The sequence below is a fragment of the Stenotrophomonas panacihumi genome, assembly GCF_001431645.1.
In the GTDB taxonomy this organism is placed as follows: domain Bacteria; phylum Pseudomonadota; class Gammaproteobacteria; order Xanthomonadales; family Xanthomonadaceae; genus Stenotrophomonas_A; species Stenotrophomonas_A panacihumi.
This window is the reverse complement of sequence record NZ_LLXU01000050.1, coordinates 47,641-68,767: the sequence shown is the minus strand read 5'-3', so window position 1 is coordinate 68,767 and position 21,127 is coordinate 47,641. Positions and strand designations below refer to the sequence as shown.

Genomic DNA, 21,127 nt, shown 5'->3' with positions numbered 1-21,127 from the left:
ACGGGGGCGGCCGGGCCTTCTCCGCCCGGCCGCCTGCGATTACCGCGGCGGCGCCAGCAATTCCTTCGCGCTCAGCCAGCCATCGCCATTCGCATCCTGCTTCTTGAAGCGCGCAGTCAACGTGGCGATGTGCTCTTCCCGCGTCACCGGCTTGCCGCGCCCACCTGGCAACTCGTCGGCGCTCAGCACGCCATCGCCGTTGCGGTCGCGCTGGTCGAACGCATAGCTCATCCACGCCAGGTACTCGGCCAGGCTGACGCGGCCGTCGCCGTCGGTATCCATGCGCTTGAGGTACTCGCCGCTGTCGGTCACCTGCGCGTGCGCGCTGCCTGCCAGCAGGGCCAAACCCAACACCCAGCACGACGAACGCCGCACGAGGCGGCGTTCGGGAAACAGCTTCGACAAGACGCGGTCGATCATGCGCCGCTCAACGCATAACCCTTCAGGCGCGCCGCATAGGCCTGCAGCGCGGCGATGCCGCTGGATTCGGCGTCATGGCACCAGGCCTGCAGCTGGCGCAGGCGTTCGGCGGCGTCGTGGCTGCGCGCTTCCAGCAGCGCGGACAGCCGCGCGCGGTGTTCGACCAGCGTGCTGATGCGCGGGCGCTGCGCCACCCAATCGTGCAGCTGCTGGCGCGCGTCGGGCTTGAGCCAGCGGCCGTCGTCCACCAGCCCGCGGCGCAGGCGCTTGGGCAGCAGTTCGCGCATGCGCGCGCCAGCGGCGGCCGCTTCCTCGCGCAGCGCCGGCTTGAACACGTTGCGCTGGTAATCGGTCATGGCCTGGAAACGGTGCGAAAGCAGCGCGCGCAGCGTGTCGGCGTCGGGCACGCTGATGTTCGGGCGGATGTCCAGCTTCGGCGCCACGCGCAGCACCTTGGCCAGGCGCAACGTCTCCAGCAGGCGGATCACCTGCCAGCCAATGTCGAACTCCCAGCGGCGCATGGAAAAGCGCGCCGAGCTCGGGAACGCATGGTGGTTGTTGTGCAGCTCTTCGCCGCCGATCCAGAACGCCCACGGGGTGAGGTTGGTGGAGGTGTCGGCCGACTCGAAGTTGCGATAACCCCACCAGTGGCCCAGGCCGTTGACCACGCCGGCAGCCCAGAACGGGATCCACGCCATCTGGATCGCCCACAGCGCCACGCCCGGCAGGCCGAACAGCACGGCGTTGACGAAGAACAGCACCACGGGGCCCAGGTTGGCGTGCGGCGTGTAGAGATGGCGCTCCACCCAGTCGTCCGGGGCGCCCTTGCCGTACTGCTCCATGTCCGCACGCTGCGCGCGCGCTTCGCGATACAGCTCAACGCCACGCCAGAACACCTTGCCGATGCCCTTCACCTGCGGGCTGTGCGGGTCTTCCTCGGTCTCGACCTTGGCGTGGTGCTTGCGATGGATCGCCACCCACTCGCGGGTGATCATCGAGGTGGTCAGCCAGGTCCAGAAGCGGAAGAAGTGCGCCAGCGCCGGGTGGAAATCCACGCCGCGATGCGCCTGGCTGCGGTGCAGGTACAGCGTCACCGAGAAGATCGTCAGCTGGGTGAAGACCAGCAGCACCGCCAGCATCTCCCACCAGCCCAGGCCGGTCAGGCCCCCGGTCAGGACGTCCACGAGCGATTGGGCAAACATGGGGAAACTCCGGCCGAAAGGTCGGCGATGCGCAGTGTGTGGAAGACATCATGGGGCCGATGGCGGCAAACTGCACCCGTCGCAAGCGTATGTTGTTCAGTCGCTCACTCTTTCACTTTCGATTGCCCATTCATGTCCGCCGTGCCGCAAGCCCTCCCCTCCGACGCCCCCCTGATCGAACTGGACCGCGCCAGCGTCACCCGCGGCCAGGTCCGTGTCCTCCACGAGTTGAGCCTGTCCATCGCGATGGGCCAGCACACCGCGATCCTCGGCCCGAACGGCTGCGGCAAGTCGTCCTTCATCAAGCTCATCACCCGCGAGCTCTATCCGCTGGCCCGCGCCGGCGGCGATGCGCCGGTGAAGGTGCTGGGGCAGACGCGCTGGCAGGTGGACCGCCTGCGTTCCCAGCTGGGCATCGTCACCGGCGACCTCAGCGGCAACCTGGCCGACATGCCGGGCCTGAGCGTGGAGAGCGCGGTGATCTCCGGCTTCTTCGCCAGCTACGTCGTCCCGCCGCACCGCGAAGTCACCGATGCCATGCGTGAGCGTGCGCGCGAGGCGCTGACCCTCGCCCGCGCGTTGCCGCTGCTCGAACGCCCGTATGCCGAGCTGTCCGCTGGCGAGACGCGCCGGGTGCTGATCGCCCGCGCATTGGTCAACCGGCCGCAGGCGCTGCTGCTGGACGAGCCCTCCACGGGCCTGGACCTCATCGCCCGCCAGCATCTGGTGGACACCATGCGCGACCTCGCCCGCCAGGGCATCACGCTCGTGCTGGTGACCCACCACATCGAGGAGATCGTGCCGGAGATCGAGCGCGTGGTGCTGCTGCGCGGCGGCCGCATCTTCGCCGATGGCCACCGCGAGGCGCTGCTGCGCGACGAGCCGCTGTCGGCGGTGTTCGACGGGCCGGTGCGCGTGGACCACGACGGCGAGCGCTATTCGGCGCGCGTCGGCGGCTGAGGTCGGCACGCGCCCCGGCAGGCGCCAGCGATTAGACTCTGGCGCCCGATGTATCGATGGAAGAGGTAGGCATGTCTTTCGGCAACACCGCGTCGCGCCGCGCCAGCGTCGCTGTCCTTCTCGCGCTGATGCTGGGCGCTTGCAGCGTCCCCGGCACGCCACGCGACGACGCGCCGTCCAGGCCGGCCAAGGCCGTCGGCTACCTCGACAAGGCCGACGCGCCGGACAGCCTGCGGCTGGTGCCGCCGCCGCCGGCGGCCGGGTCGCCGGGGATGGCGCTGGACGAAGCGGTGTCCAGGCAGGCCCTGGCCTTGCGCGACACGCCGCGCTTCACGCAGGCCACCGAGGACGCCGACCTGTCGTTCCCGTCCGGTGCCCGCCAGTTCGCCTGCGCACTCGGCGTGCCGGTCGACGCGCAGCGCACCCCGCACCTGTACGCCCTGCTCGAACGCAGCCGCATCGATGCCAGCGCCGCGACCAAGGCCGCCAAGAACCACTACCAGCGCGCGCGGCCTTTCATGGTCAACGGCGAACCGACCTGCACGCCCGAAGACGAAGACGGGCTGCGTGACAACGGCTCCTATCCTTCCGGCCACAGCGCCATCGGCTGGGCGTGGGCGCTGATCCTCACCGAAGTAGCCCCGGACCGCGCCGACGACCTGCTCGATCGCGGCCGCAACTACGCCGAGAGCCGGTTGGTGTGCAACGTGCATTGGCAGAGCGACATCCTCGAAGGCCGCCACATGGGCGCCGCCGCCGTGGCGCGGCTGCACGACAACGCGGCGTTCCGTGCCGACCTCGACGCCGCGCGCGGCGAAGTCGCGGCGGCACGCGCGGCCGGCCTGAAGCCGGCCGAGGACTGCGCTGCACAGGCGCAGCGCCTGCAGGTCCGCCCGGAGAGCGCGCTGTGAGCTGGGGCGCGGTGGGCCGATGGTTGCTTCCCGCCCTGCTGCTCGCGGGCATGCCCGCCGCCCAGGCCGCGCCGTATCGCATCGTCGGCTACGTGGTGGATGCACCGCAGGCGCCGGCGATCTCGCCGGGCAAGCTCGACGTGGTGAATTTCGCCTTCGCGCAGGTGGACGAGGCGCACCACGTCTTCCTGCCGGGCACGACCGCGCCGGCCAACCTGCGCGCCCTGGTCGCGCTGCGTGCGCGCCAGCCTTCGCTGCGGATCGTGCTGTCCATCGGCGGCTGGGGCGCGGGCCACTTCTCCGAGGCGGTCGCCGACGAGGCCGCCCGCAAGGTATTCGCCGATAGCGCGATGGCCCTGCTGCGGCAGTACGACCTCGATGGCCTGGACATCGACTGGGAGTATCCGACCCTGCCCGGCCCGGGCATCAGCCACGATCCAGCGGACCGGCGCAATTTCACGCTGATGCTGGAATCGCTGCGCCAGCGTCTGGATGCCGAGGGCAAGCAGCGGAACGGCCGCCATTACCTGTTGACCATCGCCGCGGCCGAAGGCGAGTTCGCGCAGGGCCTGGAACTGGCGCGCATCGCGCGGTCGCTGGACTGGATCAACCTGATGACCTACGACTTCCATGGCAGCCTGACGCCCACCACCGGCCACCACGCCGGGCTGGCGCCCACGCCCGGCGCCCCCGCCGGTGCGCGCAACGCGCAGGCCGCGGTGGACGAATACCTCGCCGCCGGCGTGCCGGCCGACAAGATCCACCTGGGCGTGGCGTTCTATGGCCGTCGCTTCGGCGACGTGGACGCCACCGATGACGGGCTGCTGCAGAAATTCCACAGCGACGGCGGCTTCATCTCCTGGCGCGAGATCGCCGAAGGCCCGCTGAAGCAGAAGGCGTGGACGCGGCACTGGGATGCGAAGGCCCAGGCCCCGTGGCTGTGGAATGCCACCACCCACCAGTTCATCAGCTACGACGACCCGCAATCGCTGCGCGCGAAGATCGATTACGTGAAGCGCAAGGGGTTGGGGGGCGTGATGTATTGGGAATACCGCCAGGACCGCGACGAGCAGCTGCTCGACGTGCTCTCGCAGGGCCGCGCGCCGCAGCCGTGAGCCGCGCTGCGCCGCGGCGCCATCGAAGGCGCCGCGGGCAGGTACTGCCTTAGAACTTCGCCGTGAACTCCACGCCGAAGGTACGCGGCTCGTTGAGGAAGCCGGTGAGGTTGTTGAAGTCGATCGCACCGACGACGCGGGTCTGGTCGGTCAGGTTGCGGCCGAACACCGCGACGTCGTACAGGCCGTAGCCCCAGTTGTAGCCCACGCGCAGGCCACCCTCCAGCGAGCTGCGGCTGCGGAACTCCGGCGACTCGTACAGGAAGAAGTTCACCGCGCTGCGATACGCCCAGTCGGTGTAGACGTAGAGCTCGTCGCCATTGGCCATCGGGAAGCCCACGCGCGCGGTGACGTTGTGGATCCACTTCGGCGCCTGCGGCAGCGGGTTGCCGTTGACCAGCGCGTAGGTGCCGCCATTGATCACCGTGGTCGGGTCGGTGATCGTGCAGCCGCCGCCGCACACCGCCACCGCCAGGTTCGGGTCCTTGATCTCGGTGTCGTTGTAGCTGCTGCCCAGCGTCACCAGCAGGTTGTCGGTGAGGTAGGCCTCGAAGTCCAGCTCGGCGCCCTGGCCGATGGTCTTGTCGGCATTGAGCAGCGTGGCCGTGTTGGAGGCGCCGCCCACGGCGATCAGCTGCTGGCCATCGACGTCGTAACGGAAGATGTCGAAGCCCAGGCGCGCGCGCTTCTCGAACAGGTCGGCCTTGAGGCCGATTTCGTAGGAGATGACCTTTTCCGAATCGGCGGTGGACACGCCGCCATTCGGCGCGGTGGCCGCGGCGAACAGCAGGCGGCCCTGGATCGAGGGCGCACGGAAACCCTTGGCGACGCGCCCGTAAACGTTCACGTCCGGGGTGAGCGTGTAGGTGCCGCTGAGGTCCCAGCTGACGTCGTCGACGTCGGTATGCACCACGTACGGGCCGCCGACCGGCGCGCCGAACGGGGCCGCTTCCAGCACGCTGGCGCTAAAGTCCTTCTTGTCCTGCGTATAGCGCAGGCCGCCGCGCAGCTTGAAGCGGTCGGTGACGTCGAAATCGCCGGAGACGAACGCCGCCCATGCCTTGTTGCGCTGCTGCTGCACGGCGTGGCCGGCCTGCGGGTTGCCCGGCGTCAGCGAGTCATAGTTGAAGCTGTCGATGGTGACGTCTTCATCGAAGTAGAACAGGCCGGCCTGCCAGTCGAAGCGGCCCCACTCGTTGGATTCGACGCGGAATTCCTGCGTCCACTGGCGGTGGTCCGGCAGGCCGTCGGCCGACTCGGACGCGAAGGGAATCTCGCCGGGGCCGTAGTTGCCCGGGCCGAGGAAGCTGGCGCCGTAGCCGCCGTCGATGTCGCCGCGGTTGAGCGACTCGGCGGTCTCGTAGCCGGTGATCGAGTACGCCGTGACCTGGCCAAGGTTCCACTTCAGGCGGGCGCTGCCGCCCCAGGTTTCCAGGTCGGAGAAGTTGACGCCGTCGTTGGCCACTTCATCGCGGTCGAAATCGGTGACCAGCGCGTTGCTGCCCTTCTGGATGATGTTGGCGCGGAACAGGCGCGCGGTGCCGTTGAGCTTGCGCTTGTGCAGGTTGAACAGCGCCTCGAAGTCATCGCCTTCATACAGGAACTGCACGCGGCCGGCGGCTTCGTCGTAGCCTTCGAAGCCGTCGTTGGGGCCATCGTGGGTGTTGGTCACCCAGTCGTCGCGACGCTGGTACAGCGCCGAGACGCGGGCCGACCAGCGGCTGGTCAGCGGGCCGCCGTACGCGCCCTGGAAATTCCAGGTGTCATAGGTGCCGTAGGAGAGCTTCACGTAGCCGTCGGCGTCCTGCGAGGGGCGCGCGGAATCGAACTTGACCACGCCGGCCGGGGTGTTGCGGCCGAACAGCGTGCCCTGCGGGCCGCGCAGCAACTCGATGCCGGCCAGGTCGAACACCGGGAAGCCCTTCAGCAGCGGGCTTTCCTGCACGACGTCGTCGTATACGAGCGATACCGGCTGGGAGGCATTGAGGTCGAAATCGGTATTGCCCAGGCCGCGGATGTAGAAGCGCGGGAACGCGCGGCCGTAGGACGATTCGATGTTCAGGCTGGGCAGGCGCGAGGAGAGGAAGCGGATGTCGTCGCCGGCCGAGCCGAGGACATCGAGCTTCTCGCCGCTGACCGTGGTGATCGAGACCGGCACGTCCTTCGCGTTTTCGACGCGGCGCTGCGCGGTGACCTGCAACGTATCCAGCACGGCCGGCGCCTTGGCGCCTTCGGAGGGGGCTGCCGGTTCCTGGGCGAAGGCCTGGGCGGCGGGCAGCAGGGTGGCAAGGGCGATGACAAGCGGATGCACGGCCGGCAATCGGCCGCGGACACGGGTCAGGGACATGGCGAAGGCTCTCTCGGGTGGTGGACTAGCGGCGACAGGCCGCCTAGCACGGAAATGTTGCAATACAGCACACGACATCGCAAAGGGTGACACTGCCCGTCGCGACCGGCAAATCTGAACGAGGTCCCGCGCGCTCGCCGCCGCATGACCTGCGGCAGGTGACCGCCGCCATGGCGGGCAACATAGACTCGCCCATCCATCAGGAGGATTTCCCATGGCGCAGTGGTATTTCCATATTCCCGGCCGTTCGGACCGGGTCGGCCCGATGGACGACACCGCCGCCCGGCAGTTCGTCCGCAGCACGCCGAACGCGATGGCATGGCGAGAAGGCCTGGAAGGCTGGAAACCGGCCGCCAGCCTGGCCGAGCTGTCCAGCGGCGGCCCCGGCGTCGCACCGCCACCGCCGCTGCCCGGGGGTGGGCGTGCCGATGACATCGACTTCCACATCATCGGCAACGACATGCAGTTCGTCGAAGTGGAACTGGACCCGGGCGAAAGCGCCGTGGCCGAGGCCGGTGCGCTGATGTACAAGGACGCCGCCGTGCAGATGGATACGGTGTTCGGCGACGGCTCGCACAGCGGCCAGGGCGGCGGCTTGATGGACAAGCTGTTCGCGGCCGGCCGGCGCGTGGTCACCGGCGAAAGCCTGTTCACCACGGTCTATACGCATTCGGGCACCGGCAAGGCCAAGGTCGCTTTCGCCGCGCCGTATCCCGGCACGGTACTGGCGATGAAACTCTCCGACCACGGCGGCCGGCTGATCTGCCAGAAGGACAGCTTCCTGGCCGGTGCGCGCGGTGTCTCGCTGGGCATCGCGTTCCAGCGCAAGATCCTCACCGGCCTGTTCGGCGGCGAGGGCTTCATCATGCAGAAGCTGGAAGGCGACGGCTGGGTGTTCGTGCATGCCGGCGGCACGGTGGTGGAGCGCGAACTGGCCGCCGGCGAGCGCCTCGATGTGGATACCGGTTGCGTGGTGGCCTACCACGGCAGCATCGACATGGACGTGCGCCGCGTGGCCGGCCTGAAGAGCATGTTCTTCGGCGGCGAAGGCGTGTTCCTCGCCACGCTGACCGGCCCGGGCAAGGTGTGGCTGCAATCGCTGCCGTTCTCGCGCCTGGCCGGGCGCATGCTGCAGGCCGCACCGCAGGCCGGTGGCCAGGCGCGCGGCGAAGGCTCCGTGCTCGGCGGGCTGGGCCGCATCCTCGACGGCGACAACACCTTCTGAGCTTGCGCGGGAGGCTGGCCATGCCGGCCTCCCGTCCTACGCCTTCTCCAGCCGGCAGGCGACTTCGCGATCCACCGCGCGTGCCAGCCGGCGCCGCGCGATCCACGCATCGAGGCTGGCCGCGCCGGGGCCGGCCAGCAGCAACCACGCGAACACCGCGACGTAGAGCACTTCGTCGAGTTCGACGAACTCGTCCAGCGTGCCGACCTGCGGCAGCACGACCACGGCCAGCGCGACCAGCATGTTGAAGATCATCGGCACCATCACCAGCCGGGTGCCGAGCCCCAGGATCATCAGCAAGCCCCCGACGAATTCCGTGCCGGCGCTGAGCGCCGCATTGAACGTCGGCCACGGGATGCCCCACTCGACGAAGCGGCTGCTGAAGAACGCCAGGTTGTGCAGCTTGGCCCAGCCCGTCTCCAGCCAGAAGTAGCCGAAGACGCAGCGCACCAGCAGCGGGCCGAACCAGGACAGCGCATCCAGGCGTGCCACCACGCGTTCGGGAAGCGGAAGGGGAGTGGATCGCATGGGAAGCCTCAAGGGGAATCGGAAAGGGAGGGGTCTTGTGCCGGCACGCCGGCGTGGATGCCGGCGATGAGGCCGTCGGCCAGCCAGCGCTTCAGCAGGCCGGCCGCGCGCCAGGCAGGCTGCGGGCCGGCCAGTTCGCCGCACCACTCGGCGAACGGGGCACCTTCGGCAACGCTGGCCAGCGCGCGTGCTTCATCGGCGGGCAATGCGCGCCAGTGCACGTCGAAGTGCTGTCGCCACAGGAGCCAGGTCGCGCGGCGGCGGCGCCATCGTGCCGGCGGATGGCCCTCGGCCACGGCGGCGGCGCGATCCGGCGCGTTGCCCACGTCGTCCAGCAACCGCAGCGCGGGGGTGAGCGTCATTCGCAGCGAAGGCCATGCGTCGGCGGGAAGTTGCTGCAACGCGGATTCGTCGCAGGGCGAAACGTCAGGGGCGTCGAACAGTTCGCCCTGCGCCCATTCGAAGCGTGCCAACGCCACGCGCGCGTCCGGCTGGCCGGCGTCGCGCAGCCAGTCGGCCAGTCCGGCGCCGAACCAGCGCACCGACGGATGGCGCGAAGGATGCGCGTGCAGATAGCGCAAGCACAGGCGTTCGAACACTGCCGCGCCGAGTGATGCATGCAGCGCCGGATAGTCCTCGGCCAACACCTGCAGCAGGCGCATGCGATACGCATCGGCATAGATGCGCAGGCGATGCGCGCGATCGGCCGCATCCTGGCCGGCGATGCGCGGCTGCATGCCCGGTGTCGCGTGCAGCAGCCAGGCCTGCAATGTCGCCTGGTGAAGGGCGGCGTTCATGCCGCCCTCGCCGGCTGCAGCGCATCCGCCGCCACGCGCCGCGCGACATCCAGTTCCGCCACGAGGATCTCCAGCGGCGGGATGTCGTCGTCGCGTTCGATCATCGACGGCACTTCGCCGAAAAGCTGCAGCGCATCGGCATAGAGGGACCACACGCCCTCGCAGACCGGTGCGTCGTGCGTGTCCACCAGCAGGCCGCTCCCCAGCGCGTCCTGGGCGTGGCCGGCCAGGTGGATCTGCAAGACCGCCTGCGCCGGAAGCCGGCGAAGGAAGGCGTGTGCGTCGAAGCCATGGTTGTGCGCGTTGACGTAGACATTGTTCACGTCGAGCAGCAGGCCACACCCGGTTTCGGCCACGATCGCCGCCAGGAACGTCGCTTCGTCCAGCGTGTCGTCCGCGTGGCGGAAGTAGCTGGACACGTTCTCCAGCAGGAACTGGCCGCCGAGCACGTCCTGCACCTGCCGCACGCGCGTGGCGACGTGGCGCACCGTGTCCTCGTTCTGCGGCAGCGGCAGCAGGTCGTGCATCTGCACGCCTTCATGGCGCGTCCAGCACAGGTGGTCGGAAATGCGATGCGGGCGCACGCGCCGCGCCAGCGCGGACAGCGCGCGCAGGTAGTCGCGATCCAGCGGATCGCGGCCGCCGATATCGAGCGACACGCCATGCATCACCACGGGATAGCGCTCGGCGATGCGATCGAGCATGTACAGCGGCCGCCCGCCGCGCACCATGTAGTTCTCGCTGATGATCTCCAGCCAGTCCACGTCGGCGTGGCCGGCCAGCAATGCTTCGTAGTGCTGGGCGCGCAGGCCCAGCCCGAAGCCTTTCAATGGGGTCGTCATGGCGTACTCCCCCGGCCCGCAGGCGCGGGCCGGGTCGTCGGTGGATCAGCTGCCCTGCTTCGCTGCGGTCTTGGCGTCGGCCTTGGGCATCTCGAACTTGCCGCCATCGGCCTGGCACTTCTGCGCGCTCGCCTCGGTAAAGCCCTGGCCCTTGCAGGCGTTCTGCCCCTTGCAGGCGTTGGCCGCGCTCTTGCACGCGCCCTGGCCCTTGCAGGCATTCACGCCGACGCAGTGGCCGATCTTGGCGGTGCCGGCCGGCGCGGCCTGGGCCATCGGGGCGGCGGCGAACAAGGCGGCGGCCGCCACGGCGACGGACAGGCCGGAGAAAGTCTTTTGCGCGTTCATCTGGAACCTCGGTATCGATAAGGGGGCGCACCTCGTGGCGAGGCGCGACGCCATTGCACCGCAGCTGGCGCCGGGCATCTGTGGCCGTGCGTCCGGGTGATATGACCGATCGTCCGGGGTGGTCCCGTCATCCGCGGTTGCGGCTTTTGACCTACCATCGGCCGCATGGAGTCGCCCTTGCCCGCTGCCGCGTTGTCGTCCGATGCCGTACTGGAAACGGTGCTGGGCGCTTACCGCATGCGCGTGGAAATCATGGCCGACGTGCACTACTGCGGCACGTGGATCGACGAGGAACCCTCCACGCGCTTCGGCCAGTTCCACCTCGTCACCGAAGGACGCTGCTGGGTGGACGGCGATGCGATGGAAGCCCCCGTCGCGCTGGACGCGGGCGACCTGATCGTGTTTCCCGGCGGCATCCGCCACCAGCTGCAGTCCTCCGCCAATCCGCGCGAGGAAGATGCGATCCGCGCGCCGGATACCTGGATGCTGTGCGGCGAGCTGGAATTCATCACCGGCAGCCACAACCCCATCTTCCAGGCGTTGCCCACCTGGTTCGTCATCCGCGCCGCCGAAAGCAGCGCCGGCTTCCGCGAACTGGCGGACATGCTGGCCATCGCCAGCCGCGACCGCGGCTGGGGGCGCCGGCTGATCCAGAACAAGCTGGCCGACTCGCTGTTCACCATGGCGATCTGCGAGTACGTGCGCCGCGCCGCGCAGCCGCAAGGCCTGTTGGCGGCCCTGGCCGATGCGCGCCTCTCGCGCGTACTGGCCGAAGTCCACCGGCAGCCGGGGCAGGAGTGGACGCTGGCCACGATGGCGCAGCTGGCGGGCATGTCGCGCACCGCCTTCGCGGAGCTGTTCACCGCCACGGTGGGCACGCCGCCGATCCAGTACCTGGCGCACTGGCGGGCCACCGAAGCCCGCCGCCTGCTGCGCAACCGGCGCTTCTCGGTGGCTCGGGTGGCCGAGATGCTCGGCTACAGCAGCGAGGCGGCGTTTCGCCGCTTCTTCAAGCGGCTGGAGGGCGTGGGCCCGGGCAAGGTTCGCAACGGGCAGGACGCCGGCTGAACCTGCCGACGTCCGGCACGGTCGCCGCCTCGCGGGCAGCCGGTATGCTGCGCATCTTTCCTGAATTCGCGCCCCGCCCCATGACCGCCCGCCGCCTCCTGCCGCTCGCCGCCTTGTTCGCCCTGCTCGCCGGCTGCGGAGGCAGCGAAGTCGTGCGGCCGACGCCACCGGCCAGCAGCGCCCCGGTCACTTCTTCCCGCCCGGTGGCGCCGGTACGCATCGGCGTGGCGCTGGGCGGCGGCGCGGCCAAGGGCTTCGCGCACATCGGCGTGATCAAGATGCTGGAGGCCAACGGCTTCGAGCCGGTGGTCGTCTCCGGTACGAGCGCCGGCAGTGTCGTCGGCGCGCTGTATGCCAGCGGCATGGATGCCTTCCAGATGCAGGAGAAGGCCGTGGCGCTGGACCAGACCAGCATCCGCGACGTGCGGTTGTTCTCCGGCGGCCTGGTGCAGGGCCAGAAGCTGCAGGACTACGTCAACCAGCAGCTGGACAACAAGTCGATCGAACGGTTGAAGAAGCCCTTCGCCGCGGTGGCCACGCGCCTGGAAGATGGCGAACGCACCGTGTTCGTGCGCGGCAATGCGGGGCAGGCGGTGCGCGCGTCGAGCAGCATCCCGGGCGTGTTCGAGCCGGTGGCCATCGGCCAGTACCACTACGTCGATGGCGGCGTGGTCAGCCCGGTGCCGGTCGATGCGGCGCGCCAGCTCGGCGCGGAGTTCGTCATCGCCGTGGATATTTCCAGCAAGGCCAGCGGCAAGAATCCCGGCGACCTGCTCGGCACGGTTAACCAGTCCATCTCGATCATGGGCCAGCGCCTGGGCGAGGCCGAGCTGAAGCGCGCGGATATCGTGATCCGGCCGAAGGTCAACGATATCGGCGCGGCCGATTTCAACCAGCGCAACGCCGCCATCCTGGAAGGTGAGCGCGCGGCCATGGCGGTGATGCCGCAGATCCGCAGCAAGCTGGCGCAGCTGCGCCAGCAGCGCACCGATGCCGCCGACGCCGCCGTCCGCGAGGCGCAGCAGGCCGCCGAGAAATCCCGCGCGGCGTGCCTGGAGAAGCGTTCGCGCTGGGACAAGATGCGCGGCAACGAGGAAGCCTGCGCGGCGCCGCTGAAGTAAGCGGCCCGCGTCGAAAGCCCACCGCGCGGCGGATGACGCCGCGCGGTGCGCCGGATCAGTACTTCCAGCGCAGGGTGAACGCCACGAAGCGCGGCTCGCCGTAGTTGTTGTAGTCCAGGTTGGCCCAGTACTTCTCGTCGAACGCATTGCGCACGGCGAGCGTGGCGGTCCACTGGTCGGTGATGCGGTAGTTGGCGTTGAAGCTCACCAGCGCGTAGGCGTCCTGCTTCACCGTCACCGGGCCATACACCGGGTTGTCGATGTTGAAGCCCTCCACCTCGCTCTGCCACATCACGTTCGCGCCCAGGCTCAGGCGCTCCCATGCGCCGGGCAGCATCCACTGGGTGGAGAACTGCACCGTGTGGGTCGGGAAGTTCGCGTAGAGCAGGTCGGTGGACGCGCGCGTGACCTTGGCACGGGTATAGCCGGCGTTGACGCGCCAGCCCGGCAGCACGTCGGCGCCGATCTCCGCCTCCCAGCCCTTGCTCTTGGTGCCGTCCACGCCGATGTACGCCGAGCTGCCGTCCGGCAGCGAGCCCTGCGGCACGCTGGTATCGAGCATCGCGTAGTTGTCCTGGCGTGCCTCGAAGATCGCCGCGTTGGTGGTGATTCGGCCCTCCAGGAAGGCGGCCTTCAGGCCGATTTCGCGGTTGCTGCCCTGCACCGGGTCGAGCAGGTTGTCGTTCTTGTCCTTGTAGTTCTGCGGATTGAAGATCTCGGTGTAGCTGGCATAGACCGACACGTCCGGCACGATGTCGTACATCAGGCCCACGTAGGGCGTGACTTCGTCCTTCACCTTGTACGAGCCGGTGGTGGTCGTGTATTCGCCGGCGGTGTTGAAGTTGTGGGTGCGCGTGCTCCAGTTGCTCAGGCGCGCGCCGGCGATCAGCGCCAGCGGGTCGGCCAGGCGCAGACGGGTGGAGGCGTACACGCCGCTCTGCGTGGTGCGCGCCTGGCGCCAGGCGCCGGTGCGCTTGAAGGTCGGCTGGGAGATGTCGCCGTCCCACTGGTACAGGTTGGGGATGTAGTAGCAGCCGCCGAGCGGGCAGGTCGACCAGTCGGACGGGTAGGTGATCGCGATGGTCGGGGTGATGGTTTCCAGGTCTTGCCAGCTGCCGCCCACCACCACGTCGTGCTCGCGGCCGAACGCGGTGAACTTGCCGCTCAGGTAGACGTCCAGCGCATCGCGCGTGTCCTGGGTCTCGCCCTTGTTGGCCTGCAGGTAGACGCCGCTGCCGGTCTCGCGGTCCGGGAAGCCGCTGCCATACACGCGCACGCTGGTGACGTCGCCTCCGGTGCGCGCGTAGTTGACCTTCAGGTTCCAGTGCTCGCAGAAGTGCTGCTCCAGCTGCGCATACGCGGTATGCGTGTCGCGCTGCCAGCGCGTCCAGTTCGGCGCCATGTTGGTGGAACGCGGCAGGTCCGCGTCGCTGCCATCGCTGTAGAAGAACGGCACCGTGCCCCAGGTCGAACCGACCGGGTTGTTGTCCTGCATCTGGTAGCCAACGGTCAGCGTGGTCGAATCGGTGATGTCGCCTTCGAGCACGGCCATCGCCGCGGATTTCTGCTCGTGGTAGCGGTCGTAGTAGTAGTCGCGATCTTCATATGCGGCCACGGCGCGCGCACGGAAGCGGCCGTCGGCGGTCAGCGGCGCGTTGACGTCGGCCTGCATGCGGCGATAGTCCCAGCGGCCGGCGGTGGCCGAGAACGAGGCGTCGAAATCCTTGCCCGGGCGCTTGCGGAACATGTTCACCGTGGCCGACGGCACGCCGGTGCCGCTGAGCAGGCCGTTGGCGCCGCGGATGACCTCGATGCGGTCGTAGAAGGCGGTGTCGTATTCCTGGTTGGTGTTGCCGCTGTAGGTCGGCAGGCCATCGACCTGGAAATCGGTGATCTGGAAGCCGCGCGCGTAGTACAGCGGGCGCTGGGTATCGTAGAAGGAGACATTGACGCCGAGGGTGTTGCGCATGACCTCGTCGATGTCGAACAGCGACTGCTCCTGCAGCTGCTGCACGCCGATCACGCTGATCGACTGCGGCGTCTCGCGCACGCTGATCGGCAGGCGCGTGGTGCTCGACGGGTCGCGCTCCTGGCGCTCGCCGCTGACGGTGACGCGGTCCAGCGTCTTGGCATCGGTGCTGGCGGCCTCCGCCGCTTCGGCGGCCTGGGCCTGCACGGCGGAAAGGACGAGCGCGGCCCCCAGGGCCAGGACGAGCGGACGTCGGGAAGACAGCGGGCGAACAACGGCGACAGACATGGGCGACCTCGGATCGGAGGGGGAATGAGCGATCCGGAAGGCCGCGTGCGCGGCAAGGAACTGGCGGGCCCGCGGGCGGGCGGTGCTGGGCGGCTTTCCGGCTGAGGAGGCTGGCCGGAAGCGGCTGGCGATACGCCCTGACGGGCGCCGAAGGGCCGCAAATGTAGTGGATTCGCCGTGCCCGGGCAAGGTTGAATGGTCAGCGCAAGGGCAGCCCGTGTCGTTCCTTGACCGTGCGCAGCACGAAGCTGGAGTTCACATCGCCCACGCCGGCGGCATTGAGCAGGCGATCGAGCAGGAAGTGCGAGAAGTGTTCCAGGTCGCGCACCACCACGTGCAACAGGTAGTCCATGTCGCCGGTGAGCGCGTGGCAGGTCACCACTTCATCCCAGTCCTGCACGCTGTCGGCGAAGTGGGCCACGCTCTCCTGCCCGTGCTTCTGCAACTGCACGCGCACGAAGGCCTGCAGGCCCAGGCCCAATGCACGCGGATCCAGCCGCGCGCCATAACCGCTGATCACGCCAGCCGCTTCCAGCCGCTGCACCCGGCGCAGGCACGCCGAGGGCGAGAGGTTCACCTGCTGCGCCAGTTCGGAATTCGGCAGGCGGCCCTGCTGCTGCAGGAGGGCCAGCAGGCGCAGGTCCGTGCGGTCCAAGGCGATGGATTCGGACATTTGTTGCCTCGCAACATGGCATGACGCAACAAGATTGCGTCATCCGGCCGGTTCCGTGCAACTTTGCAACCCTGTTGCGCGGCGCTGTGGCTAGGATGGGGAAAACTGCTACCGAGTCCTCCCATGTCCGCCCAGCCCATTGCCCGCCGCGTCGAACACCAGCAGACCGACAAGGGCTACGTGCCGGTCTACACGACCGCCGTGGTCGAGCAGCCGTGGGACACCTACAGCGCCGACGACCACGCCACCTGGGGCACGCTGTACCGTCGCCAGCGCGAGCTGCTGGTCGGCCGCGCCTGCGAAGAATTCCTGCGGGCGCAGGACGAGATGGGCATGGGCGACCACCAGATCCCCCGCTTCGACCAGCTCAACGAAGTGCTGGGTGCGGCGACCGGGTGGACGCTGGTTGGTGTCGAAGGTTTGCTGCCGGAACTGGACTTCTTCGACCACCTCGCCCACCGCCGTTTCCCGGTGACGTGGTGGATCCGCCGCCCGGACCAGATCGACTACATCGCCGAACCCGATCTCTTCCACGACTTGTTCGGCCACGTGCCGCTGCTGATGAACCCGGTGTTCGCCGACTACATGGAAGCGTACGGCCGCGGTGGCGTGAAGGCACATGGCATCGGGCCCGAAGCGCTGCAGAACCTGACCCGGCTGTACTGGTACACGGTGGAGTTCGGGCTGATCGATACCCCGGATGGCCTGCGCATCTATGGTGCAGGCATCGTCTCCTCGAAGGGCGAATCGCTGCATTCGCTGGAATCGGCCGCGCCGAACCGCATCGGCTTCGACCTCGCGCGGATCATGCAGACCCGCTACCGCATCGACACGTTCCAGAAGACCTACTTCGTGATCGACAGCTTCGACCAGCTGATGCAGGCCACCGCGCCCGACTTCACCCCGCTCTATGCGCAGCTGCGGCAGGCGCCGCAGCACGCCGCCGGCAGCGTGCTCGACAGCGACCGGGTGCACCAGCGCGGCACCGGCGAAGGCTGGGCCACCGACGGCGACGTCTGAGCGCGCTCAGCCGAGCGCGCGGTAGCGGAAATCCCGGAATGCGGCCCGCCCGGCGCCGGCCGCGAACAGCCCGACCTTGAGGCTGAGGAAGCCGCCGAACACGTTGTGGTGAAGGCCCGACACTTCCATGCGCGTGCCGTGCAGCCGCCAGGTGCGTCCGCCGTCGAAGGAGTAGTGGAAGGTCACGACGTTTTCGTCGTTGCCGATGCGTACGCGCATCGGGCCGGCGGGACGCGGCGCGCGCGCCCACACCAGCTCCTCGGCGTACTGATAGGTGCGGATCGTGTCGGCGGTGAAACCTAGGCCCACGAAGGCCTTGTGGTTGTAGAACAACAGCAGGCCCGCCTCCGCACCGGCTTCGGGCGCCAGCGTGATTTCCACTTCGTAGGCGCGATCCGGGACACCGCAGGTGAGCGGCGCGCTGTCCACCGGCGAGGTGCCCGCCGCGGCCAACCACAGCGCGCCGTCATGGCGTTGCAGGCGCGCGGCATCGGACGGGCGCGGATCGTGGAAGCCCCATTGCACGCCGAAGCGATCACGCGAGAAATCATCCGACAGCGCCACGCCGTTGGGCCCGCGCTTGCCGCCCGCGGGCTTGGGGAGGGGTTTGGAAAGATCGCCGCCGCGCGCGCGGAACCAGCCATCGGCGGTCCACTCGATCGGCTCCAGCAAGGTCTGCCGGCCCAGCGTGCGCATGCCGTTTTCATAGGCGTGGTAGACCATCCACCAGTCGCCCGCCGGGCCTTCGACCAGCGAGGCGTGCCCGCGTGACCACCACGGCTCATCCACCGATTGCGTGCGCACCAGCGGGTTATGCGGGCAGTGCTCCCACGGCCCATGCACCGAACGCGAGCGCGCGGCGATCACCATATGCCCGGTGACTGGCCCGGCAGTGCCGCCGACCGCCGTGACGAGATAGAACCAGTCGCCGTGCCGAAGCAGTTTCGGGCCTTCAGGTGCGAAGTTCTCGGTGACCCAGTCTTCGGGATAGCGCCAGGGTTGGTAAGCCGGCGCCAGCGCGCCGTCGGTGGAGAGACCATCATCGCTGAGGCGGATGCGGCGGATGCCGTTGACGAAGAGGTAGCGACGGCCGTCTTCGCCGACGATGTGGCCGGGGTCGATGCAGCCGTCGATCTTCAGGTCGATCGGCGCGCTCCACGGGCCACGCATATCGTCGGCCCAGATGACGTAGATCTTCCAGCCCTGGTCGTCCGCGTTCGCCGGCAGCTAGATGTAATAGCGGCTGCCGACCTTGCACAGGTCCACGGCCCAGATCACGCCGATCTGTTCCCGCAGCGCCGGTCCGACCGGCGCCCAGTTGACCAGGTCGGTGGAATGCCAGATCACGATCCCGGGGTAGGACTGGAACGACGAGAACGTCATGTAGTAATCGTCGCCATCCTTGAGGATGGTCGGGTCCGGGTGGTCGCCGGCGACGATGGGATTGAGATAGGTGCCATCGCCGAGATCGGCCTGTCGCTGGCCTTCGATGCCGCGTGCCCAGCGGGGGGCAGGCGGCGTCGCGCGAGATGAGGTCGCGGCGGGCGAGGCGCCCGCTCGGCCAGCCAGCGGCATCGCCACGGCGCCTGCGGCGAGGGCTTTGAACAGGGAGCGTCGGTTCGTGTCGGGCATGGGGGAAGACACCGGCAAAGAATTGCAATCTAGAAGTTTTGTCCGCGCACCGCCAGACGACGGCACGCGGATCCCCTCAGACCGCTACGCTCACGCGCCATAGTTCCGTGTCGATGGCCGACCACTCGATCTTCACCGGCAGGAACTTCTCGATCAGCCGGGCATTGCTGACCAGGTGTTCGCTCGGCGCGGTGGTGGTGAACGTGCCGCCGGCGCCCAACGCCATCGGCAGCAGCAACTGGTCGGCCAAGTGCTCGCCCACGCTTGCGGCACTACGCAGGTAGCGATCCACCTGCGATGCCACTCTATCGGCCACTTTCTCCGCGCTGACACCGCGCTCACCGTAACCGGAGAACACTTCCACATGGTCGCTGCCACGGGCACGCACCAGCACGACGTTCCCCACGCCACCGGCCGAGGTGACGACCTGCACATGGCGCGGATGGACTTCCACGCCCAGGCGCTTGCCCAGCACGCCCAACTCCCGATACGCGATGCCCTGGGACAGGCCGGACACCAGGACGCGCGCTTCCAGCGCGACGTCGGCCGGGCGTTCGGCCCAGCTGGCGTGCGTCAGCGCCGGCGCGGGCATCACGCGGGCGGTCACCACGCCACCCCCGACCGGAAAGAAGCCGTGCTGCTCCAGCGTCACGTCGGCCTCGATGCCAAGGCGACGCAGCGCGGGCAGATAGCTGTCGACAATGAAGTCATGGTTGGGGGCCATCGGGTTGTGCGTGCCCCCCTCGATACGCAAGGTCGAAGGAGCGTCGGCACGCCACAGCGCGGGCAGTACGGTCTGGAGCACCAGCAGCGTCGAGCCGGCACTGCCGATCGCAAACGGGTAGTGCCCTGCCTCGACCTTGCCGGGCAGGAACCGCAGCGAGGTGGATCCCAATGCCGCGCCCTCTACGCAGGCATTACCCACGAAAGTCGCCGCCTGCACCGCGGTGAGGTGCTGGCGCATCAAGCCCGGGCGAGGCCTCGCGCCACGGATGTTGTGCATCGTGAAGCCGATGCCGGTGCACAGGCTCAGGCTCAAGGCACTGCGCAGCAGCTGTCCGCCTCCCTGGGCACCCTCGAGTTCGATCATTTCCATGTGCTGCTCTTCTCCTCGGGCACGCCCCGCAGGGCGTGCCACTCCCCTATCCCTTGACGCACACCACCTGGCGCAACGTATGCACGACCTCCACCAGGTCCTGCTGCGCGGTCATCACCGCCTCGATCGGCTTGTAGGCCGCCGGCGACTCGTCCACCACGTCGGCATCCTTGCGGCATTCGACATGCGCGGTGGCCTGGGCATGCTCTTCCATGCTGATGCGCTTGCGTGCCTCGGTACGGCTCATGACACGTCCCGCGCCGTGGCTGCAGCTATGAAAGCTGTCCGCATTGCCGAGTCCGCGCACGATGAAGCTCTTGGCGCCCATGCTGCCGGGGATGATGCCCAGCTCACCCTTGCGCGCGCTCACGGCGCCCTTTCGGGTCACGAAGACATCCTTGCCGAAATGATGCTCCCGGCTCACGTAGTTGTGATGGCAGTTCACCGCCTCGGCCGCCGCCTCGAACGGCTTGGTGATGACCTGCCTGGCCGCCTCGACGACGTGATGCATCATGATCGCGCGGTTGATCCGGGCATAGCGCTGCGCCCAGTCCACGGCGAACACATAGTCTCCGTAGTGCTCGCTGCCTTCCGGCAGGTAGGCCAGGTCCTGGTCCGGCAGGTTGATCATCCAGCGGCGCATGTCGCGCTTGGCCAGCTCGATGAAGTGGTTGCCGATCGCGTTGCCCACGCCGCGCGAGCCGGAGTGCAGCATGAACCACACCCGCTGCTCCTCGTCCAGGCAGACTTCCACGAAGTGGTTGCCCGTTCCCAGCGTTCCCAGGTGCGCCAGGTGGTTGGTCTTCCTCAGGCGCGGATGACGCTCGCAGATCAGGTCGAAGTCGCGGGCCAGCGTGGACCAGCCATCGATCGCGCGGGCCGGCGGCGTGCCCCAGGCGCCCTTGTCGCGCGGCCCGACCGTGCGGCCGTGTGGCACGGCGCGCTCGATCGCCGCACGCAGCCCGGAGAGGTCGTCCGGCAGGTCGCTCGCGGTCAACGTGGTTCGCGCGGCGATCATGCCGCAGCCGATATCCACGCCCACCGCCGCCGGCACGATGGCCCCGATGGTGGGCACCACCGAGCCCACGGTGGCACCTTTCCCCAGGTGCACGTCGGGCATCACCGCGATCCAGCGATGGATGAAGGGCAGCCGCGCGATGTTGCGCAGCTGCTCGCGCGCCGCGTCTTCCAGCGGGACGCCACGCGTCCACAGCTTGATCGGGGCGGCGCCCTGATCCTGGATCACATCGTAGTTGCGCTCGGTCGTGTTCATGCTCATTCCATTGTCGTCGAATAGGTGCGGTGACAAGAGGGGTGCAACAAAACACACCAGGAACCCTGGCATGCCCCGGGACTCGAACCCGTTCGCCCCGAGGGGCTTTACCCTGTAATTGCACCGGCATTCACCGCGTAGAAACGGTGCCTCGAAAGGCTGGGTAAAACCGGGGACAGCACGACAAGTGATGCGGAACGTCCCGCTCTATCCACTGAGCTACCGCCATGCGGCGGGCGGGATTCGAACCCGCGACCTGGAGCGTCAAAGGCTGTAGTTCCACTGGCATTCGTGT

The 21,127-nt window shown here is 68.5% G+C and carries 17 protein-coding genes and 2 pseudogenes; 7 read left to right on the top strand and 12 right to left on the bottom strand.

Annotated features, from left to right (window positions below):
• Window positions 1-39 precede the first annotated feature (39 nt).
• On the bottom strand, window positions 40-420 hold the full coding sequence (locus ARC20_RS02790) for an EF-hand domain-containing protein (protein WP_057643978.1): 381 nt from the start codon (window positions 418-420) through the stop codon (window positions 40-42).
• Complete coding sequence (locus ARC20_RS02785; RefSeq protein ID WP_057643975.1) at window positions 417-1,622, bottom strand: DesA family fatty acid desaturase; 1,206 nt, start codon at window positions 1,620-1,622, stop codon at window positions 417-419. Before ARC20_RS02785 ends, ARC20_RS02790 begins: the two co-directional genes overlap by 4 nt.
• 132 nt (window positions 1,623-1,754) lie before the next feature.
• Here ARC20_RS02785 and ARC20_RS02780 point away from each other — a divergent pair, with 132 nt between their 5' ends.
• The 3 genes from ARC20_RS02780 (at window position 1,755) to ARC20_RS02770 (ending at window position 4,608) form a co-directional block, all read left to right on the top strand.
• Complete coding sequence (locus ARC20_RS02780; RefSeq protein WP_057643973.1) at window positions 1,755-2,582, top strand: ABC transporter ATP-binding protein; 828 nt, start codon at window positions 1,755-1,757, stop codon at window positions 2,580-2,582.
• Window positions 2,583-2,710: 128 nt separating this feature from the next.
• A complete protein-coding gene (locus ARC20_RS02775) occupies window positions 2,711-3,493 on the top strand; it encodes an acid phosphatase (protein ID WP_057644121.1) in 783 nt (260 codons plus the stop codon).
• Window positions 3,490-4,608, top strand: a complete 1,119-nt coding sequence (locus ARC20_RS02770) for a glycoside hydrolase family 18 protein (protein ID WP_057643970.1) — start codon at window positions 3,490-3,492, stop codon at window positions 4,606-4,608. The genes ARC20_RS02775 and ARC20_RS02770 overlap by 4 nt, the downstream gene beginning before the upstream one ends.
• 49 nt (window positions 4,609-4,657) lie before the next feature.
• On the opposite strand, the gene ARC20_RS02765 is transcribed toward ARC20_RS02770, so the two are convergent.
• Entirely contained in the window at window positions 4,658-6,955 is a 2,298-nt protein-coding gene (locus ARC20_RS02765) for a TonB-dependent receptor (RefSeq protein WP_081418002.1), read from the bottom strand.
• Window positions 6,956-7,169: 214 nt separating this feature from the next.
• On the opposite strand from ARC20_RS02765, the gene ARC20_RS02760 reads away from it, so the two are divergent.
• Window positions 7,170-8,180, top strand: coding sequence for a TIGR00266 family protein (locus ARC20_RS02760; RefSeq protein WP_057643969.1), 1,011 nt, complete (start codon window positions 7,170-7,172; stop codon window positions 8,178-8,180).
• 36 nt (window positions 8,181-8,216) lie between these two features.
• Here the strand turns inward: ARC20_RS02760 and ARC20_RS02755 are convergent, their stop codons facing one another.
• The 4 genes from ARC20_RS02755 to bufA2 are packed head-to-tail and all read right to left on the bottom strand — an operon-like array spanning window position 8,217 to window position 10,692.
• Window positions 8,217-8,708 (bottom strand): DoxX family protein, encoded by a 492-nt coding sequence (locus ARC20_RS02755; protein WP_081418001.1) that lies wholly within the window; start codon window positions 8,706-8,708, stop codon window positions 8,217-8,219.
• 8 nt (window positions 8,709-8,716) lie between these two features.
• Entirely contained in the window at window positions 8,717-9,505 is a 789-nt protein-coding gene (locus tag ARC20_RS02750; RefSeq protein WP_081418000.1) for an HvfC/BufC family peptide modification chaperone, read from the bottom strand.
• Complete coding sequence (gene bufB, locus ARC20_RS02745; RefSeq protein ID WP_057643959.1) at window positions 9,502-10,347, bottom strand: MNIO family bufferin maturase; 846 nt, start codon at window positions 10,345-10,347, stop codon at window positions 9,502-9,504. The genes ARC20_RS02750 and bufB overlap by 4 nt, the downstream gene beginning before the upstream one ends.
• 45 nt (window positions 10,348-10,392) lie before the next feature.
• The gene (bufA2, locus tag ARC20_RS02740) at window positions 10,393-10,692 is read right to left on the bottom strand and encodes a BufA2 family periplasmic bufferin-type metallophore (protein ID WP_057643956.1); all 300 of its coding nucleotides are present in this window, start codon (window positions 10,690-10,692) and stop codon (window positions 10,393-10,395) included.
• Between the two features lie 165 nt (window positions 10,693-10,857).
• Between bufA2 and ARC20_RS02735 the strand changes: the two genes are divergently transcribed.
• Together ARC20_RS02735 and ARC20_RS02730 are read left to right on the top strand one after the other, a co-directional pair.
• Window positions 10,858-11,760, top strand: a complete 903-nt coding sequence (locus ARC20_RS02735) for an AraC family transcriptional regulator (RefSeq protein ID WP_057643952.1) — start codon at window positions 10,858-10,860, stop codon at window positions 11,758-11,760.
• Window positions 11,761-11,840: 80 nt separating this feature from the next.
• Window positions 11,841-12,741, top strand: a pseudogene (locus tag ARC20_RS02730) (patatin-like phospholipase family protein); the annotation flags it as partial.
• Between the two features lie 195 nt (window positions 12,742-12,936).
• Here ARC20_RS02730 and ARC20_RS02725 read toward each other — a convergent pair.
• Together ARC20_RS02725 and ARC20_RS02720 are read right to left on the bottom strand one after the other, a co-directional pair.
• Window positions 12,937-15,138 carry a TonB-dependent siderophore receptor gene (locus tag ARC20_RS02725; protein WP_057643944.1) on the bottom strand — a complete coding sequence of 734 codons (2,202 nt, stop codon included), beginning with the start codon at window positions 15,136-15,138 and terminating at the stop codon, window positions 12,937-12,939.
• Between the two features lie 199 nt (window positions 15,139-15,337).
• Window positions 15,338-15,811, bottom strand: coding sequence for an Lrp/AsnC family transcriptional regulator (locus ARC20_RS02720; RefSeq protein WP_057643940.1), 474 nt, complete (start codon window positions 15,809-15,811; stop codon window positions 15,338-15,340).
• 123 nt (window positions 15,812-15,934) lie between these two features.
• Here ARC20_RS02720 and phhA point away from each other — a divergent pair, with 123 nt between their 5' ends.
• Window positions 15,935-16,831 carry a phenylalanine 4-monooxygenase gene (gene phhA / locus ARC20_RS02715; RefSeq protein WP_057643938.1) on the top strand — a complete coding sequence of 299 codons (897 nt, stop codon included), beginning with the start codon at window positions 15,935-15,937 and terminating at the stop codon, window positions 16,829-16,831.
• A gap of 6 nt (window positions 16,832-16,837) precedes the next feature.
• Here phhA and ARC20_RS02710 read toward each other — a convergent pair.
• The 3 genes and pseudogenes from ARC20_RS02710 to ARC20_RS02700 all read right to left on the bottom strand — a co-directional run bounded on the left by ARC20_RS02710 (window position 16,838) and on the right by ARC20_RS02700 (window position 20,832).
• A pseudogene (locus ARC20_RS02710) lies at window positions 16,838-18,463 on the bottom strand (family 43 glycosylhydrolase).
• 76 nt (window positions 18,464-18,539) lie between these two features.
• The gene (rtcA, locus tag ARC20_RS02705; protein WP_057643935.1) at window positions 18,540-19,559 is read right to left on the bottom strand and encodes an RNA 3'-terminal phosphate cyclase; all 1,020 of its coding nucleotides are present in this window, start codon (window positions 19,557-19,559) and stop codon (window positions 18,540-18,542) included.
• Between the two features lie 46 nt (window positions 19,560-19,605).
• Window positions 19,606-20,832 carry an RtcB family protein gene (locus ARC20_RS02700; protein WP_057643931.1) on the bottom strand — a complete coding sequence of 409 codons (1,227 nt, stop codon included), beginning with the start codon at window positions 20,830-20,832 and terminating at the stop codon, window positions 19,606-19,608.
• Between the last annotated feature and the right edge of the window lie 295 nt (window positions 20,833-21,127).